The sequence below is a fragment of the Candidatus Cloacimonas sp. genome, assembly GCA_039680785.1.
GTDB lineage: Bacteria > Cloacimonadota > Cloacimonadia > Cloacimonadales > Cloacimonadaceae > Cloacimonas.
Window position 1 is genome coordinate 1 of record JBDKSF010000101.1, and the last position, 16,500, is coordinate 16,500.

General features: G+C 40.9%; 17 protein-coding genes. 12 read left to right on the forward strand and 5 right to left on the reverse strand.

Going from position 1 to position 16,500, the window contains the following annotated elements; all coding sequences use genetic code 11:
- Positions 1–1,335, forward strand: a 1,335-nt coding sequence (locus tag ABFC98_07440; protein ID MEN6445859.1) for an AAA family ATPase, incomplete at its 5' end; no start/stop codon positions are given.
- A gap of 38 nt (positions 1,336–1,373) precedes the next feature.
- Here ABFC98_07440 and ABFC98_07445 read toward each other — a convergent pair.
- Together ABFC98_07445 and ABFC98_07450 are read right to left on the reverse strand one after the other, a co-directional pair.
- Positions 1,374–1,535 (reverse strand): hypothetical protein, encoded by a 162-nt coding sequence (locus ABFC98_07445; GenBank protein ID MEN6445860.1) that lies wholly within the window; start codon positions 1,533–1,535, stop codon positions 1,374–1,376.
- A gap of 361 nt (positions 1,536–1,896) precedes the next feature.
- Positions 1,897–3,177 carry an ATP phosphoribosyltransferase regulatory subunit gene (locus ABFC98_07450; protein MEN6445861.1) on the reverse strand — a complete coding sequence of 427 codons (1,281 nt, stop codon included), beginning with the start codon at positions 3,175–3,177 and terminating at the stop codon, positions 1,897–1,899.
- A gap of 248 nt (positions 3,178–3,425) precedes the next feature.
- On the opposite strand from ABFC98_07450, the gene ABFC98_07455 reads away from it, so the two are divergent.
- Together ABFC98_07455 and ABFC98_07460 are read left to right on the forward strand one after the other, a co-directional pair.
- The gene (locus tag ABFC98_07455; protein ID MEN6445862.1) at positions 3,426–3,797 is read left to right on the forward strand and encodes a RidA family protein; all 372 of its coding nucleotides are present in this window, start codon (positions 3,426–3,428) and stop codon (positions 3,795–3,797) included.
- A 4-nt stretch (positions 3,798–3,801) separates the two neighbouring features.
- Complete coding sequence (locus ABFC98_07460; protein MEN6445863.1) at positions 3,802–4,299, forward strand: cob(I)yrinic acid a,c-diamide adenosyltransferase; 498 nt, start codon at positions 3,802–3,804, stop codon at positions 4,297–4,299.
- A 150-nt stretch (positions 4,300–4,449) separates the two neighbouring features.
- Here ABFC98_07460 and gpmA read toward each other — a convergent pair whose 3' ends face one another.
- Genes gpmA through ABFC98_07475 form a run of 3 tightly spaced genes read right to left on the reverse strand, consistent with a single transcriptional unit; the run spans position 4,450 to position 6,365 of the window.
- Positions 4,450–5,199, reverse strand: a complete 750-nt coding sequence (gene gpmA / locus ABFC98_07465) for a 2,3-diphosphoglycerate-dependent phosphoglycerate mutase (GenBank protein MEN6445864.1) — start codon at positions 5,197–5,199, stop codon at positions 4,450–4,452.
- 42 nt (positions 5,200–5,241) lie between these two features.
- Positions 5,242–5,694 (reverse strand): 5-(carboxyamino)imidazole ribonucleotide mutase, encoded by a 453-nt coding sequence (purE, locus tag ABFC98_07470; protein MEN6445865.1) that lies wholly within the window; start codon positions 5,692–5,694, stop codon positions 5,242–5,244.
- On the reverse strand, positions 5,691–6,365 hold the full coding sequence (locus ABFC98_07475) for a PTS sugar transporter subunit IIA (GenBank protein MEN6445866.1): 675 nt from the start codon (positions 6,363–6,365) through the stop codon (positions 5,691–5,693). The genes purE and ABFC98_07475 overlap by 4 nt, the downstream gene beginning before the upstream one ends.
- 95 nt (positions 6,366–6,460) lie before the next feature.
- Here ABFC98_07475 and ABFC98_07480 point away from each other — a divergent pair, with 95 nt between their 5' ends.
- The 9 genes from ABFC98_07480 (at position 6,461) to ABFC98_07520 (ending at position 16,279) form a co-directional block, all read left to right on the forward strand.
- Positions 6,461–6,961 carry an LptE family protein gene (locus ABFC98_07480; GenBank protein MEN6445867.1) on the forward strand — a complete coding sequence of 167 codons (501 nt, stop codon included), beginning with the start codon at positions 6,461–6,463 and terminating at the stop codon, positions 6,959–6,961.
- A complete protein-coding gene (locus tag ABFC98_07485; GenBank protein ID MEN6445868.1) occupies positions 6,948–7,691 on the forward strand; it encodes a pseudouridine synthase in 744 nt (247 codons plus the stop codon). The genes ABFC98_07480 and ABFC98_07485 overlap by 14 nt, the downstream gene beginning before the upstream one ends.
- Complete coding sequence (locus ABFC98_07490; GenBank protein MEN6445869.1) at positions 7,688–8,761, forward strand: DUF933 domain-containing protein; 1,074 nt, start codon at positions 7,688–7,690, stop codon at positions 8,759–8,761. The genes ABFC98_07485 and ABFC98_07490 overlap by 4 nt, the downstream gene beginning before the upstream one ends.
- Positions 8,754–11,030, forward strand: coding sequence for a DNA translocase FtsK (locus ABFC98_07495; GenBank protein ID MEN6445870.1), 2,277 nt, complete (start codon positions 8,754–8,756; stop codon positions 11,028–11,030). The genes ABFC98_07490 and ABFC98_07495 overlap by 8 nt, the downstream gene beginning before the upstream one ends.
- Entirely contained in the window at positions 11,017–11,637 is a 621-nt protein-coding gene (locus tag ABFC98_07500) for an outer membrane lipoprotein carrier protein LolA (protein MEN6445871.1), read from the forward strand. The genes ABFC98_07495 and ABFC98_07500 overlap by 14 nt, the downstream gene beginning before the upstream one ends.
- The gene (locus ABFC98_07505; protein ID MEN6445872.1) at positions 11,634–12,689 is read left to right on the forward strand and encodes a mannose-1-phosphate guanylyltransferase; all 1,056 of its coding nucleotides are present in this window, start codon (positions 11,634–11,636) and stop codon (positions 12,687–12,689) included. Before ABFC98_07500 ends, ABFC98_07505 begins: the two co-directional genes overlap by 4 nt.
- A gap of 18 nt (positions 12,690–12,707) precedes the next feature.
- Entirely contained in the window at positions 12,708–13,613 is a 906-nt protein-coding gene (locus tag ABFC98_07510) for a SagB/ThcOx family dehydrogenase (GenBank protein ID MEN6445873.1), read from the forward strand.
- 272 nt (positions 13,614–13,885) lie between these two features.
- The gene (locus tag ABFC98_07515; GenBank protein MEN6445874.1) at positions 13,886–15,343 is read left to right on the forward strand and encodes an NADP-dependent malic enzyme; all 1,458 of its coding nucleotides are present in this window, start codon (positions 13,886–13,888) and stop codon (positions 15,341–15,343) included.
- Complete coding sequence (locus ABFC98_07520) at positions 15,344–16,279, forward strand: lysylphosphatidylglycerol synthase transmembrane domain-containing protein (protein MEN6445875.1); 936 nt, start codon at positions 15,344–15,346, stop codon at positions 16,277–16,279. It abuts the gene before it with no gap.
- The last annotated feature ends 221 nt before the right edge of the window (positions 16,280–16,500 follow it).

A 16,500-nucleotide genomic window follows, 5' to 3' on the forward strand; every position in this document is an offset into this window, starting at 1 on the left:
GAAAGACGGCTTCGTCAACTGGAAATTGAACGCCTCTCTTTGGCAAAAGAAAATGACCCCTTATCACAAGAACGGCTGGAAAAAATAAAAGAAGAAATTGCTCAACTCAACGAAGAAGACAGAGCTTTACGCCTGCGTTGGGAAAGAGAAAAACAGATATTAGACCAAATTCGCGCTCTGAAAACCGAAATTGATACCCTCAAAGGTGAAGCAGAAAAAGCTGAACGCGAAGGAAATTATGAAAAAACCGCCCAGCTTCGTTACGGAACTATCGCCGCCAAAGAAAAAGATCTGCAAAAACTTTTGCAGGACGAAACGCTTAGTAAAAAAGACCGCTTACTGAAAGAAATTGTGGATGAAGAATTGGTTGCGGAAGTTGTTTCCAAATGGACAGGCATCCCTGTTTCCAAATTGGCGGAAAGCGAAATGCAAAAACTGCTGGAGCTGGAAAATGTTCTTGCCCAACGAGTTGTAGGCCAGGAAGAAGGAATTAAAGCCCTCGCCAATGCCATTCGTCGTAGTCGCAGCGGATTAAGCGATGAAAACAAACCGATTGGTTCCTTCCTTTTTTTGGGTCCCACGGGTGTTGGTAAAACGGAATTGGCAAAAGCATTGGCAAGTTATCTTTTTGACACGGAAAAAGCATTAATTCGCTTAGATATGAGTGAATTTATGGAAAAACACAGTGTAGCGCGACTCATAGGAGCTCCTCCCGGCTATGTTGGCTATGAAGAAGGGGGATATTTAACGGAAGCAATCCGCCGCAGACCTTATTCTGTGTTGCTTTTGGACGAAATTGAAAAGGCACATCCGGATGTTTTCAATGTGTTGCTCCAAATTTTGGATGATGGACGGCTGACAGACGGCAAAGGCAGAACGGTGGATTTCAAACATTGCGTGATCATTATGACCAGTAATATTGGTTCGCAAGAAATTTACGAAGCGTCCACCAGTGAACTGGAACAATTGAAACCACGCTTGATGATGATATTGCAGCAATATTTCCGTCCCGAATTTCTGAATCGGGTGGATGATATAATTCTCTTCCATCGCCTGGATAAAGAGCATATCAAGAAAATTGTCAAACTGCAATTGAACCTATTGGCTGAGCGAGTTGCCAATCGCAATCTCCAGCTTGATTTTTCAGAGAATTTAATTGAGCATCTGGCAGAAGCGGGTTATGATCCAGCTTTTGGTGCCAGACCGCTCAAACGCCTTATTCAAAAGGAAATTGAAGATACTTTGGCAAAACAGATATTGACCGGGCAATTTACCACCGGCAAAAAAATTATGCTGGACTTTAGTCCCCAACAGGGCTTGATCATCACGCAGTAAATCGCAATATAAAACCCTAATTGTAAAGGGCTGGCTGATTAACTTATCAAAGTTTTATGCCAGCCCTTATTTTTTCCCCAAATTGCGTAGTTAGCAAATAGCGAGCTGTCAATTTCCAAATAGGCACGGCTGCAAAAATTAAAGATAAAATTATGCTTTTCCACTTTTACCAAATCCTTATGCAACAACCCACCTGCCATATATATTCTCTAATTGATTCAATTGCCATATCATAACCTAATCCCTGCCTGAATAGCTATGATGCAGATAGGGTGGTGTTTTGCGGTATTTTTCCTATCAGCACCACTGTATCTGCACCATAGCTTGTAGGCAAGAAATAGGGCGATTGCCAGGGAGAGAGATGAACAAAATAGAAGGCAGATAACGGGTTGGATAAGATTTTACACCAGCAAAAGAAAGCTACTGATTGAGTAGTGTATCCAGGATTTTTATATTTATATTAGGAGTAAGTGCACTTTGCTTTGGCTAAAGCAAGGAGGCAGTCCTCCACAGATAACTCCGATAAAAATAGGGGATTTCTGTTTAGAGGTAAAATCCTTATCAACTTTGCAATGACTTTCTGGCAAGCAAAATGGAAGGCAAAGTGTCCTTTAAAGGGATATAGTTCTGTTCTTCTTTCATCAGGTTGCGCAGAAGGATTTTACCTTCGCGAATATTATCGTCACGCAGAATCAGCATAATAGGGCTGTCCATATTTTTGGCGTTTTCAATTTCCGTTTCCATGGGTTTGCATTCGGGCGAGATAATGGTTTTAATCTGTTGGGAATGTAGTTCTTGGGCTATTTGCAAAGTCATCATTTCCAGATTGGGATTTTGGGCACAGATATAAACGGTAAATTCGGGATCTTTCACTTCAAATAAACCCCGGCTGTCCATTATGTCAAATATTACATCCAGATTAAGGTAAAAACCAACGGCGGGAATATTTTTGCCGGTGATTAAAGAAGAAAGATAGTCGTAGCGTCCTCCTCCGCCAATAATAACTTCTTTGCCTTTGTGATGAGCGATGAAATCAAAAACGGTTTTATTGTAATAAGCGAAATTTTTATTCAGATGCGGATTAACTTTGTAATGATTGCCCAAGTTTGCTTGAATGTTTTTTACTTTGTTAAAATCCGCCTTGCAGGACTTGCACAGGTAGTTGTGGATTTGGGGTCCATCCACTAAGGTCTTTTTGCAGTTTGGGTCGTTACAATGCACTTCACTGAAAGGGCTGGCAGAAAGTTCATAGTAACAGGACTGGCAATATTCGCTTTTATGCTCTTCCAAATATTTATGTAAATCGGCAAAAAAGGGGGGACGGCAATTGGCACATCCATAAGAATTGAGGTCTAAACGAACTTCGTTTAAACCCAGGGTCTGACAAAGCTTCATTCCCAAAGCGATGACTTCATTTTCGGAAAGAATGCTTTCACTGCCCAAAAGTTCCACTCCCAGCTGGTAAAATTCCATCTGATGCTGATTGTTGATTTTGCGAAACATAGGCCCAGAATAGTAGAAACGGTGAATATCTCCCGGATTGGTAATTTGAGCGGTATGATGCAAAACACTGATGGTGCCTTCCGGACGCAAACTCAGCAAACTTAATTTGTCCTCCGGAAGCGAAAGCGATAAAACACCTTTCATTGCTGAATGAGCTTCCTCTCCTTGAATTAAAGCTGTGATGCCATCCTGCAAAACCTGCGTACTTTGCAAAACTGAGAGCCGTATTTCTTGAAAATCGTGCAAGGATAAGACATTGTCAATTTTCTCTTCCAGAATTTTCCATTTCCAGACCTTGTTCGGCATAAATTCGTGAAAGCTTTGGGGTTCCTGAACCATTTATTCTCCTAAAAAAGCTCTTTATTAGTAAATATAAACGAACTAACTGATCTGTCAATAGGATTTTTTTACCATTTGGACTGCCGTAGCCGACGGAAACGCTTAGCAAAAAGGATACAAAGGTTTTAAGATTAGTGCATAGTTTTTTTTCTGCCCTCTGAGGGACTAAAACATCCATTTTTTTAGTTATCGGACTTGACAGATATTCTTGCCTTAGGATAGTAGTAAAAAAACGCAAGGAGTATAAAATGCAATCAGTTATGACGCATCGAGCCCCAGCTGCCATTGGACCGTATTCACAAGCTATACTTATCAATAATATTCTGTTTGTAAGCGGCCAATTGGGAATTGATCCCGGAACTTCCACTCTGCCTGATAGTTTTGAAGAACAAGCAAATTTGGTATTTAACAACATCAAAGCTATATTGGATGCAGCGGGAATGGGTTTGTCCAATATCGCTAAAGTTACTGTTTTTATTAAAGATCTGGATGATTTTACGCTGCTGAATGAAATTTATACTCGCTATTTTAGCGCTCCTTATCCAGCCAGAGAAGTTGTTCAGGTCTCACGCCTCCCCAAAGAAGGCAAAATTGAAATCTCCGTAATTGCGATGAGATAACTAAATGAGCATTGTAACCAAAGGTGGAGATAGCGGTAAAACATCTTTATACTCAGGCGAAAGGGTTTGCAAAGATGATCCAAGAGTAGAGGCCTACGGAACTTTGGATGAACTGAACGCCTGGATAGGGGAATGCAGAAATTATCTTGCCAGTCCCATACATCAAGAGTCCCTTCGCGCAATACAAAAGACCCTATTTCGGTGTATGGGACAACTGGCTAACAAAAATGGAAATTTCCCTGAACCGATCTCGCAAAACGATGTGGATAAGCTTACGGAAAAAGTATATGCTCTGGAAAAAAATCTGCACATAAACGGCTTTGTGATACCAGGCGATAATCCCGTTTCAGCAAAACTGGATATCTGTAGAACCGTTGCCAGAAGAGCCGAAAGAAGAATTATAACCCTTGCTCAAAAAGAAAAAGTTGCGCCTGAACTGCTTAGCTATGTAAATCGGCTGTCGGATTTCTTTTTTGCCCTGGCAAGATGTTTGGAAGATTAGAGTGCCGGAGTTCAAAGTGCCGGAGTGCAAAGTTCAGAGTGCCGGAGTTCAAAGTGCAGGGGTTCAAAGTTCAAAGTGCCGGAGTTCAAAGTTCAAAGTGCGGGAGTTCAAAGTTATTTTTTCGGTGACTTCGGTGATTTCGGTGGCTAATTACACTTTGGCTTTTCCTTGATTGGCAACCGCCTGTTGCGCTTTTTCCAATTCTGCTTGATCTGCCAGATAATAATTGTTTATGGGCTGTAGATTGTCATCAAATTCATAAACAAGGGGAATTCCCGTTGGAATATTTACACCCACAATTTCCGCATCGCTAATATTATTCAAGTTCTTTACAATAGCCCGTAAACTATTGCCATGCGCAGCAACAATCATTTTTTTGCCAGCAGCCAAACGCGGCATAATAATCTCATTCCAAAAAGGCATTGTTCTTTTCACGGTATCTTTCAGTGATTCACAAAGCGGAATTTGATCTGTTCGTAAATCTGCATATCTGGGATCAAAACCTGGATAACGAGGATCATTTTTGTCCAAAGGAGGCGGAGGTGTATCATAACTTCGGCGCCAAAGCAAAACTTGTTCTTCTCCATATTTGGCGGCAGTTTCGGCTTTGTTTAAACCTTGTAAGGCGCCATAATGTCTTTCATTAAGTCGCCAGTCATTATGAATGGGAATATACATTTGATCCATTTCATCCATAACTATCCACAAAGTTCGGATGGCTCTTTTGAGGACGGAAGTCCAGGCCTCGTCAAAAACAAAACCTTCTTCTTTTAGTCGTTTTCCAGCATTATGTGCTTCTACGATGCCTTTTTCAGAAAGGTCAACATCGGTCCAACCAGTGAACAAATTCTCTTTATTCCAGATACTTTCGCCGTGACGCAGTAAAACGATTTTGAACATCAAATCTCCTTTTTTTGTCTAAAAGTTTAATAGCCAGTCCTGTTAAGTTTTTAAATCTTCTTTGTAGGAAGCGTATTTAGTTTCCAGCTCTTTATCTTTCAGGGCTAAAATTTGGATGGCAAACAGAGCGGCATTTTTGGCTCCGTCAATTGCCAAACAAGCAACTGGAACTCCCGGAGGCATTTGGACGATGGAAAATAAGGAATCCAATCCATTTAATGCACCTGAGGCAAAAGGAATTCCGAGAACGGGCAAAGTAGTATTGGCGGCAATAATTCCCGGTAAATGAGCAGCCAAACCTGCTCCGGCAATAATAACTTCAATTCCTTCGGCTTTGGCATTTTGGGCAAGGCCGATGGTTTTTTCCGGATTTCTATGAGCGGAAGAAATATGCAGGTCATAAGCAACTTCAAATTGCTCCAAAATTTCTTGGGCAGGAGCAATTTTATTCAGATCGCTTTTGCTGCCCAAAATTATGCGAACTTGGGGTTTCATTTATTTAACTGTTCAGGGATGATAGTAAGCAACCGATGAATTTCTGCGGCATCTTTGGCTTCCGTCAATTGTTTCAAAATATCCTGATTCATCACTAAGCGGGAAATGTAGGACAGCGAAAAAAGATGCTGTTTATCATTATGCAACAAGAGCATAAAGAAAATATTCACGGGCTGATTATCCGGAGCGTCAAAATCAATGGGTTCCGAAGAACGGCCGAATAAAATGCTGGGTGTTTTAATTTTGGAAGGATGCAAATGGCGTGGATGCAAAAGAGCAACTCCATTTCCGATTGCGGTGGAAACCAATTCTTCGCGAGCAACTACAACTTCATAGAGCCAGCGTGCATCACGAACTAATTTTAGGTCTTTGGCATTTTCGCTTAAAATACGGATTGCATCGTATTTGTTTTCGGCTGAAAAATCCAAAAAAATGTTTTCCGGACGCATATATTCTTCAAAGTGGCAAATTACCCTCTTCAGGGCGAGCATTTTTTCATCTGTTTCGTTCAAATTTTCCAGCCACTCATTTAAGGAATCCTCGTCGATTTTCACATTTTTTCCTACGAGCTTGCTTTCGAAGACATTCGTTGCGATCATTTCTTGAATGACGCGTTCCGAGACCTTTAACTTCTTGGCAGCTTCAGTTTTAGATATAAATTTCTTAGGCATAAATACCTCCCTTTTTTGGGTTTTATCTTAGTTTTATATCTGGTTTGGCAAGGTTTAGCTTGACAATTATATAAGCATTTTTTGGAGATGGAATAATGGTCAAGAAAATTATTTGTCCCGTTATGCTTTTGTTTATCTTAAGCAGCTGTTTTTATTCGGTTTATTCAAATGCCTATCCGCATTTGCGCAAGATTAGAATTCTCGCTTTTGAGAATAAAACCAGTGAATACGGCTTAGGTGATAAATTACTAAATTACTTAAGCCGAGAAATTCGTGATGACGGACGGCTAAAATTAGTAACCGAAGATCCTGATTGCACCTTGGAAGGCGCTATCTTAAGTTTTTCCGAAAGTGTTTATAGTTACGATGCCACCAATCAAGTTCAAGATTATCAGGTAAAAATGGTTGTGTCGGTTACTTTTAACGATTTAATCAATAATGCAGTGCTTTATGAAAATAATGCCTTAACGGTAACGGAACTTTATGCTGTTGCTGAAGGTGGCACTGCCAAATTTAAAACTAAAGAGGAAGCAGTTGAAGAGCTCATCTCCAAACTCTACAAAACCATCCTCCAAAACAGTATTGAAGGATGGTAAGACAATTCGCCTAAATCGCTTTTTAGCTGAGTGCGGACAAGGCAGTCGGCGGAAAGTGGAAGAACTTATCATTGCCGGTAAAATTGGCATTAATGGTGTTATAGTTCAAGACCTGGGCAGGCAGATAAATCCCGCTACGGACATCGTTACCTTAAACGGTAAACAAATTAAGCCCGTATCAGATAAAATATACTTGATGCTAAATAAGCCAAGGGGTTATATTGTTACGCAAAGTGACGAATTGGGCAGAAAAACCGTCTATTCGCTTTTACCAAGAAAAGCGAAAGAACTATCTTATGCAGGACGCCTGGACAAAGATAGTGAGGGTTTATTGCTGTTCACTAACGATACGGCTTTGATAAATCTGCTCACCTATCCTGAAAATAAAGTGGAAAAGGTTTACCGGGCTGATATTAATAGGTCCCTTACCGATACAGAGCTAAATATATTAAGGAAAGGGGTTGAAATAGAAAGCGGCAAAACAAAATCCGCAGGCGTATATGTAAAATCGCGCAGTGCGGATGGAATGAGCTTAAAAATAGTGATTACCGAAGGCAAAAAAAGACAGATCCGTCAGATGATTGAAGCAGTGGGTGCCGAGGTAAAATATTTAAAACGCTTACAATTTGGTCCCTTAAAACTGAAAGACCTGCCTGTGGGAAGATGGCGTCTTTTAGAACCTGCGGAAGTAAAATCACTTTTATACTTAAAAAGGAAAGATAATAGATGAAAGCGGCTTTAATAGGTCTGCCTAAAACTGGCAAAACCACCATTTTTAATGCTTTAACCCAAAGTGAACATAATACTGATAAATATGCTTCTTCTTCCGAAATCAATATTGGCGTGGTGCAAGTTGCAGATGAACGCATTGACAAGCTTTCGGAGCTTTATGAACCCAAAAAAACAATTTACGCCACGATTGAGTATCACGATTGTCCCGGGATTTTTTTTAAAGAGAATGAAACATCTGAAACAGCGATGCTTTCCGAGCTCAAAAATGCCGAAGCGTTTATCCTTGTTTTGCGTGGTTTCATTGATGAAGAATTGGAAGGTCTTTTTCCGCTGGGCACTCCGGAAGCGCAGTTTCAACATTTTCAGGATGAAATGTTGCTTTCCGATTTGATTATGGCAGAAAAGCGTTTGGAAAAAATTGAGCTGGGTTATAAAAGAGGTGTTAAGACCGCGGCAATTCAAATTGAAGAAAAGGCACTCCATAAAATAGTGGATTGCCTGCAAAATAGCCAACCTTTAACCAAGCTAAAACTTAATTCCGAAGAGGAAAAAGCGGTGCGCGGTTTTCAATTTATGTCCGCCAAGCCAATGCTGATTTTAATTAATTGCAACGAAGATAATTTAACTGCTTGGGACGAAACATTAACTAACTTTAGAGAAAAGGGTTTTCCCGCTCATCCCATTGCTGGCAAGTTTGAAGAAGAATTAAGTAAACTGGATAATGAAGAAGCACAAATGTTTATGACGGATATGGGGATAGATGAATCAATTTGTGATCGATTGACTCATTGGACTTATCAACTTATGGGTTATATCAGTTTCTTCACGGTTGGTCCTGACGAAGTGCGTGCTTGGACAATTGAAAAAGGTTCCAATGCCGTTACTGCGGCGGGAAAAATTCACACTGATTTAGCGCGGGGCTTTATTCGGGCAGAGTGTTTTCAATATGAAGACCTGATCAATTTTGGCAGCGAGAAGGCACTAAAAGAAAAAGGACTTTTCCGACTGGAGGGAAAGGATTATATTGTTAAAGACGGGGATATTCTTTCCATCCGTTTCAGTGTATGAAAAAAAAGGAGTTAAACGCTTGGGAAATAAGCCAAAAGCCAAAGTAAACAACAGCAAAAAGCACACGACATTAAGTCCGGCTAAAAAGAGAACCATTAGCGGGATTATTTGTTTGCTTTCCATCTTAGTGATCATAGCGCTCAATATGGGTTATAAATCCATCAGTGAGGACTTGGAAACTCTCAAAGCGGGTGGCAACATTTTCTCCTGGTTTCAGGAGGGCAATTCCGCAACTGATAATCCGATTGGTATTTTTGGCATCATTTTTGGCTATGTTTTCATTTACTTATTTGGTTTTTGGTTATCTTTAATCGGGTTTATCATCATAGCGCTTGTTTCTCTGCATTATTTTTTGGCTCCGCAATCTTCTCAAAACAGGCAGAAGGGTTATTTGCTGCTGATTGTTATGTTTTTATTGCAGGCATTGCTTGTTTCCAGCCAGCAGGAATATATTCACAGTGTAATTCCTTTGTTTGTTTACCGGATTTTGGCAGCGATATTTTCCGGCGTGGGAGCCAAAATTATTGTAATTGGAACTATGATCTTAACCTTGATTATGCTGATTGAATATGAGCGTTTAAAACAGTGGATCCTCATTATTGTCGATAATCTTCACACCCCCAAAGAGCATAAAGTAAAAGCTCCCAAACCCACTATTACTACCAATAATCTAAATCAAAATCAAAAAGTGGCGGAAGATTCAATTCCTATAATCCAAAATCACAATCAATTGAATAATACTCCGGAGCCCGTTCCGCAGGAGGTCTCCAAACCTCAAAAGAACAATAAACCCAAAGCGGTTTTTTTTGAGGATGAATCGGACAAGGAATATCAGCTTCCTTCCATAGATGATTTTCTGGAAAGCCCGATCAAGCTTTCAGACCGTGAACGCAAAGAAATAGAAAATCAGATCATCACTACCAGTCAGATATTAAAAAGTAAGCTGGCTGAATTTGGCATTGAAGCGGAAGTGAAAAATGTGAATATCGGTCCCATCATCACTCAATATGAACTGGAACCCGCAAAAGGCATCAAAGTTAGCCGTTTTACTTCTCTGGCAGATGATTTGGCACTTGCCATCAAGGCAAAATCCATTCGCGTGCAAGCCCCAATTCCAGGAAGAGGTTTAATCGGAATTGAAATTCCCAATCTGGCAAGAGATATGATCTATCTAAAAGACCTGTTACTTTCGGAACAGATGAATCAGACCACTTCCAAATTGGCTTTCGGATTGGGAAAAGATATTGCCGGCAAACCAATTGTGGCAGATCTGGCAAAAATGCCTCATTTACTTATTGCCGGAGCCACGGGTAGCGGGAAAAGCGTTTGTATAAATACCATTATTATGAGCTTGATTATGCGAACTAAACCAGACGAATTACGCCTAATTTTAATTGATCCCAAGCGAGTGGAATTGGCTGGTTATAATGAACTTCCTCATTTAATCGGGCAGGTAGTTACCGATGCCGATACTGCTTTGGAAACTTTTATTTGGGCAGTTCGTGAAATGGAGCGTCGTTATGAAATTTTACAAGATGCCAAAGTGCGTGATATTATTGGCTACAATGACAAATGTGCAGAAGATAAAGACCTGGAACCTTTACCCTACATCATTATTATCGTAGATGAATTTGCCGACTTGATTATGACCAGTGGCAAGGATATTGAATTGCCAATTACGCGTTTGGCTCAAATGGCAAGAGCAGTTGGAATACATTTAATTTTGGCAACTCAGAGGCCTTCCATCAAAGTTATCACAGGTATCATCAAAGCGAACTTTCCAGCTCGGATTGCTTTCCAGGTTTCTTCGCGAGTGGATTCCCGCGTGATTTTGGATATGATAGGTGCAGAACGACTTTTAGGCAATGGGGATATGTTGTTTTTACCTCCCGGCAAGGCCTTGCCTGAAAGAATTCATGGCGCTTATGTTTCCGATGCGGAAATTGCCAGAGTCAGCAGCTTTTTATCCACTCAGCCCAAACCCAAGCAGGATTTTTCGCTTGTGGTGGAGGATAAAGAAAGTCCTAACTTTTTTGATTATGACGACGAATTATTTCCTGAAGCGGCAAAAGTAGTCGTTTCCACGGGCACTGCTTCAGTTTCAATGTTGCAAAGGCATTTCAAAATTGGTTATGCCAGAGCGGGACGCATAATTGATCTTTTGGAACGAGCCAGAATTATCGGACCTCATTTAGGCAGCAAATCCCGTGATGTTTTAGCCACGCGAGAGGATTTAATTCGCATTGGAGTGATAGATGAAGACCTCTAAAATTATTCCGCTTCTCTTGTTTTTGCTTTGCACTTCTCTTTTTAGCATCAACAGTGAAGCATTGTATCAAAAAATTGCCAAGACCTTCGGAAGTTTCAGTAGTTTTCAGGCGAACTTAAAACAGGTAAACTATTTTTCTCAATTGGACAAAAGTGTCACCTATCAAGGGAGCATCTTTTTTACCCGGGGAAGAATGGTTATCCGATTCACTAAGCCAACTTTTCAGCGTTTAATGGTTTCCGGGGGCATTGTTGAACTTTATGACGCAGAAAGTAAAACCGTTTTTCGCAGCAAAATGCTTCCCGAATTTGGCAAAATGAATCCCGTGGAAATTCTTCAGTTGTATTGGAAAAAGTCCTTAGTAAAAGTTCAACAGGGGAAAGGTGATTTGGTAAGTGTGTCTTTAAAACCATACAATGACCCCATTATAACATCCATATCGGCAAATGTGGATAGCAAAACGGGCATCGTTAATTCTCTCAGTTGGACAAATAAAAATAACGACCGCGTCACCTATAATTTTGCCAATATTTCAACCAATGCCAAAATTCCCGCTTCTGTTTGGCAATTTACTTATCCTAAAGATGTGCAGGTGGTGGAACAATGATTGCTCTCATTATGGCAGGAGGATCAGGAACCCGTTTTTGGCCCCGCAGCAGAAAAAATTTACCCAAACAGTTTTTAAAGCTGGAGGGAAATCTTTCCCTTTTGCAAATGACGGTTCAGCGTTTATTACCCAGTTTTTCACTTACCGAAATATATATCGTAACCGCTCAAAATCAAGTAGAACTAATAAAAGAACAGCTACCGGAATTGCCCGCCGAAAATATCATCATCGAACCTTTTGGAATGAATACAGCTCCCTGCATAGCTTTAAGCGTGGAATATCTAAAAAAATTTTATGATCCGGAAGAAGTGCTGTTTATTTTACCGTCCGACCATATTATCCACTCTACCGGGCAATTTCTCAGTTCGTTAATTTTAGCGGAAGAGCAGGCAAAAAGTGGATTGTTAATTACTTTTGGCATTCTACCCATTTATCCAGCCACGGGTTATGGTTATATTGAAGCGGGAGAAGAAATTGTGCCAGGATTAAGAAAAGTGCTCAATTTCAAGGAGAAGCCCGATCAGCAAACGGCGGAACTCTTTTTGGCTCAAGGGAATTACTATTGGAACAGCGGGATGTTTTGTTGGTCACTAAAAAGCATTTCTGCCGCTTTTGCCAATCTGCTTCCTGAGGTGCATAACCTAACGGCTCAGATATCTAAAATTTGGCAAGAGAATGGATTGCAAACAGACATTGCCTCTTTGTATGCACAAATGCCGCGTCTGCCCATTGATATCGGCATTATGGAAAAAGCTCAAAACCGAGGAATTATTCCTGTTTCTTACGATTGGAGCGATGTTGGCAGCTGGAAAGCTCTTTCTGATTTAATGGATGGTGACGATGATGGCAACTATTTTGCCACTTCCGGCAAGGCAATTTCCGCCTCCGATAACTATATAGACACTACTAAATTTACTGCCTTAATTGGAGTTAACGACCTCTGTCTGATCGAAACGGCGGATGCCATTTTGCTCTGCCGCAAAGAGAAGTCAGAAGAAGTGAAAAAAATCGTGGAATTTTTACAACAGACAGGCAGGGAAGACCTTTTGTAAATAAAGGAGAAAACAACGATGGATATGAAGACCTTTGGTTATTTGTATTACAAAACGCGCGGCTATTCCCACGCTGAAATTTTGAAAAATGCCGAAATCAGCGAAGAGGACTATAATTTTTATGAAAATAATTTGCAGGATATGCTGAAAGAAATTGAGACCTTAAAACCCGTTGCCAATAATATCGGGCAGGATTTTGTCCGCTTAACTCGTTATGTATATGAACGCGAAAGTGATCAAACATTGGGCGTTCATCGTCCCGACGCCTTCAAAGCAAGAGTGGGAGAAATTGTTTCTTTGCCTGCAGTGGGAACTTTGAAAATGCCGGAACTGCCTCTGGCAAAAGCAATTGAACAGCGCAGAAGTTTGCGTAATTACAGCGATGTTCCCCTTAGCCAAGAAGAGCTATCTTTTCTGCTTTGGGCTTCTTCCTGGGCGCGTGATTTTCGCTCTTCCGAAAAAATAGAGCTAACTTTTCGCAATGTTCCTTCTGCCGGTTCGCGACACCCCATAGAGACCTTTCTGGACATTCGCCGGGTGGAAGGCATCAAACCTGGTTTATACTATTATCATCCCATCAAACATTGCCTAATTTTGTATGACAATTCCGAACAGATAGCCGCTAAAATTCACGAGGGATGTATGTTTCAAGAAATGATTTCCACGGCAGCGGTCAACTTCATTTTAACGGCTGTTCCCTATAGAACCGTTTGGAGATATGGTCAACGCGGCTATCGTTATCTCTATCTGGATGCGGGACACATAGGTCAAAATATCCATCTTGCCGCTGAAGCCATAAATGCAGGCGCCTGTATGATCGGCGCTTTTTTGGATGAAGCAATGAACGAAGCCCTGGGTTTGGACGGAATGGAAGAATTTGTCATCTATATAGCCAGCGTAGGTAAAAAAGCATTATCCGCTTAATATTTGTATGTTCATAAGTTATCAATCACTTAGACATAGCGTATCGGAAATGTTTTTTCCCCTAACTGCCTATCTGCATAAAAATGAATAAGTTGCTGCGACCTCCCTACTTGCTTCCGTAACACCTCTCCTCCTTCTCTCCTCCTCAACTCATCCTTAATGTTGAGAGGTGGAGGTGTGGATGATGGGTGGCAGAGGAGCTCATTGTAAGGATGTAAAGAGCGGAGATGTATATTCCCGTTTCTGGGCAACGAAGCGATAAAGGATAAAAAATGAAGATGTTAAAAGTGGACCTTTCCAACTTGGCAGAGGTCTTTTCAGAGCTTTTTGCGCCGGAAAATCAGTCCGCGGCGCAGACATTTTTCTTAAAACAACTCTCGCTGAAAATGCACTCTTTCTATCAAGGAAAAATGCAAACCCTGCCTAAAGCGGGAATCTGGGGTTTTAATTGGTTTAATGTTTGGTACACTCCTGGCGTATCTTCCGTTTCTACTACCATTCGTGATAACCCTTTAAAATCTTATGAACTTAGCAATCGGGGTAACCTTGTGGCTGTGGTTAGTGATTCTACTCGCGTTTTGGGCGATGGTGATTGCGGAATTTATGGTGGCTTGGGAGTGATGGAAGGAAAGGCAATGCTGATGAAATATTTGGGTGCCTGCGATGCTATTTCCCTGTGTATAGAGAGCAGAAATGAAGAGGGAAAACCGCAAGCCCAAAAAATCATTGATTTTGTAAAAATGCTGCAGCCCTCCGTTGGGGCGGTGAATTTGGAAGATATTTCGCAGCCGAATTGTTATTTGGTTTTGGATGAACTAAGGCAGTCCTGTTCAATTCCCGTTTGGCATGATGATGCACAGGGAACTGCTTGCGTTACTCTGGCTGGTTTACTGAATGCTTTAAAATTGGCGGATAAGGATATTAAGCAGATTAAATGCGTGCTTTTCGGGGCTGGAGCGTCTAATACAACAATATCCAGTTTCCTTATGCAGAGCGGATTAAACCCAGAAAAGCTGATTATGTTTGACAGCAAGGGCTCGTTGCACCCCCAAAGATACGATTTAAGAGACAATCCAGCTAAATTCAAACAGTGGAAAATAGCCCAAATCAGCAATCCTGACTGCCAAGATGGCATAGAAAATGTGCTGACGGATGCCGATGTTTTAATCGCCCTTTCCACCCCCGGTCCGGATACGATAAAGCCACAGTGGATAAGTAAGATGGCCAAAAAAGCCATTGTCTTTACCTGTGCCAATCCGGTGCCCGAAATTTATCCCTACGATGCTAAACAGGCAGGTGCTTTTATTGCCGCAACGGGTAGAGGTGATTTTCCCAATCAGATAAATAATTCCCTCGGTTTTCCTGGGATTTTGAAAGGCGCTTTAACCGTTCAAGCAAGCAAAATTACAGACAATATGGCAATTAAAGCAGCCCATTCTTTGGCAAACTTTGCTGAAAAGAAAGGGATAAATCCGGAATATATCATTCCCCAAATGGATGAGGAAGATGTTTTTGCCTATGTATCTGCTGATGTGGCTACGCAAGCAATAACAGATAATGTTGCCCGGAAAGAACTTAGCTGGAATGAGGTTTTTAATATCGTGCAAAGGGAAATAAAAGAAACTCGCTCCCTCTGTTTGGAAATGATGCAGGGTGGTTATCTGAAGTTACCGGACAAAACCATTATTGATGGCACCTTGCAAGAAACAATTAGGCGCTTTGGGAACTAAATGATGAATTTGGCAGGCATCCAAAATTTCCGCAAAAGCAGAAAGGGGAAAGTGATTTTATATTTTCTCAAGCTTGCCTTAAGCGTTTTTATTCTGTGGCAGATATTTAAAAAGGTGGATTTAGTTGGTGCCTTAAAGGACATCACTTCTCTGCCCGCTTATCTAATTTTGCTGCTGATTGCCATAAGCTTTATTCGGCATACTTTGCAATTTCATAACTGGTATTATTCTTTGCGGATAAATGCTAAATTCACGGCTAAAAAAAAGGCGGTAGTTTGTTCCTATTTAATTGGTCAGACCTTGCGTTTTGCCGTTCCGGGTGGTCCTGCCAGCTTTGCCAAAATTTTCTATGTGCCCAATAATAGTGTAGTTTCTTCTTTCTGGAGCTCTATTGCCGAAAAAAGCGTTATGACTTGGGTAACCTGGACTTTCACTATTCTGGCGGGAATGTTTTACTATACCAAATTTCCTTTGTGGATTTGGATAATCCTGCTGCTTTTCTTTTTGCTTTTGCCGTTTCTGGTAAAATGGGGTTTCGGATTTTCCCGCTATTTGGCTTCCCTAAAACCGTTATATGCTGCTCAGATGCCTAAAATAATTACGGTGCAAGTTCTTAGCACTATTCTTTGTTATGTACAATATTGGCTGATTCTGAACTGCCTTTTGCCCCTCAGTTTTTGGCAAACACTTATCAGAATGGCGCTTACACAATTTTCTAATACTATTCCGATTACTATTTCCGGTTTGGGATTGCGAGAGGGATTTGCTATCCATTTCTTGGCAGGAACAGGTTTTTCTGCCGAACAAGCTGTGTTCACTACTCTCACTTTGTTTTTCATTCATGATGTTTTGCCTGCCTTAATTGGTATTTTCTTCTTGCTGCAAGGCAAAAAAACCAAATTTCGGCAAGCGGATCAAGGGAATAGTAACCCCTAAAGGCAAAATGGTTTGGTTACTTTTATAATTTTACCCGAAAATGCTATAGATCAATAATCCCGTCAGGGATGACAGGTACTAACAACGGGTTTTGAACCCGGCACTGAAATAAAGGAGGGTTGACCTCCTGGTCAACCCACAACAAATAAACTATCAAGTTATGATAAATTTTCGTGGAAACAGTAAAACTTGGTTGTCCAGGGGACGACGAGGATACCGTT

Excerpts from the sequence above, each read along its gene's own strand:
- ABFC98_07505 (MEN6445872.1), top strand. The coding sequence starts at position 11,634 with ATGATTGCTCTCATTATGGCAGGAGGATCAGGAACCCGTTTTTGGCCC.
- ABFC98_07475 (MEN6445866.1), bottom strand. The coding sequence starts at position 6,365 with ATGCCTAAGAAATTTATATCTAAAACTGAAGCTGCCAAGAAGTTAAAG.
- ABFC98_07490 (MEN6445869.1), top strand. The coding sequence starts at position 7,688 with ATGAAAGCGGCTTTAATAGGTCTGCCTAAAACTGGCAAAACCACCATT.
- ABFC98_07520 (MEN6445875.1), top strand. The coding sequence starts at position 15,344 with ATGATGAATTTGGCAGGCATCCAAAATTTCCGCAAAAGCAGAAAGGGG.
- ABFC98_07460 (MEN6445863.1), top strand. The coding sequence starts at position 3,802 with ATGAGCATTGTAACCAAAGGTGGAGATAGCGGTAAAACATCTTTATAC.
- ABFC98_07510 (MEN6445873.1), top strand. The coding sequence starts at position 12,708 with ATGGATATGAAGACCTTTGGTTATTTGTATTACAAAACGCGCGGCTAT.
- purE (MEN6445865.1), bottom strand. The coding sequence starts at position 5,694 with ATGAAACCCCAAGTTCGCATAATTTTGGGCAGCAAAAGCGATCTGAAT.
- gpmA (MEN6445864.1), bottom strand. The coding sequence starts at position 5,199 with ATGTTCAAAATCGTTTTACTGCGTCACGGCGAAAGTATCTGGAATAAA.
- ABFC98_07515 (MEN6445874.1), top strand. The coding sequence starts at position 13,886 with ATGAAGATGTTAAAAGTGGACCTTTCCAACTTGGCAGAGGTCTTTTCA.
- ABFC98_07500 (MEN6445871.1), top strand. The coding sequence starts at position 11,017 with ATGAAGACCTCTAAAATTATTCCGCTTCTCTTGTTTTTGCTTTGCACT.
- ABFC98_07480 (MEN6445867.1), top strand. The coding sequence starts at position 6,461 with ATGGTCAAGAAAATTATTTGTCCCGTTATGCTTTTGTTTATCTTAAGC.
- ABFC98_07450 (MEN6445861.1), bottom strand. The coding sequence starts at position 3,177 with ATGGTTCAGGAACCCCAAAGCTTTCACGAATTTATGCCGAACAAGGTC.
- ABFC98_07445 (MEN6445860.1), bottom strand. The coding sequence starts at position 1,535 with ATGGCAGGTGGGTTGTTGCATAAGGATTTGGTAAAAGTGGAAAAGCAT.
- ABFC98_07455 (MEN6445862.1), top strand. The coding sequence starts at position 3,426 with ATGCAATCAGTTATGACGCATCGAGCCCCAGCTGCCATTGGACCGTAT.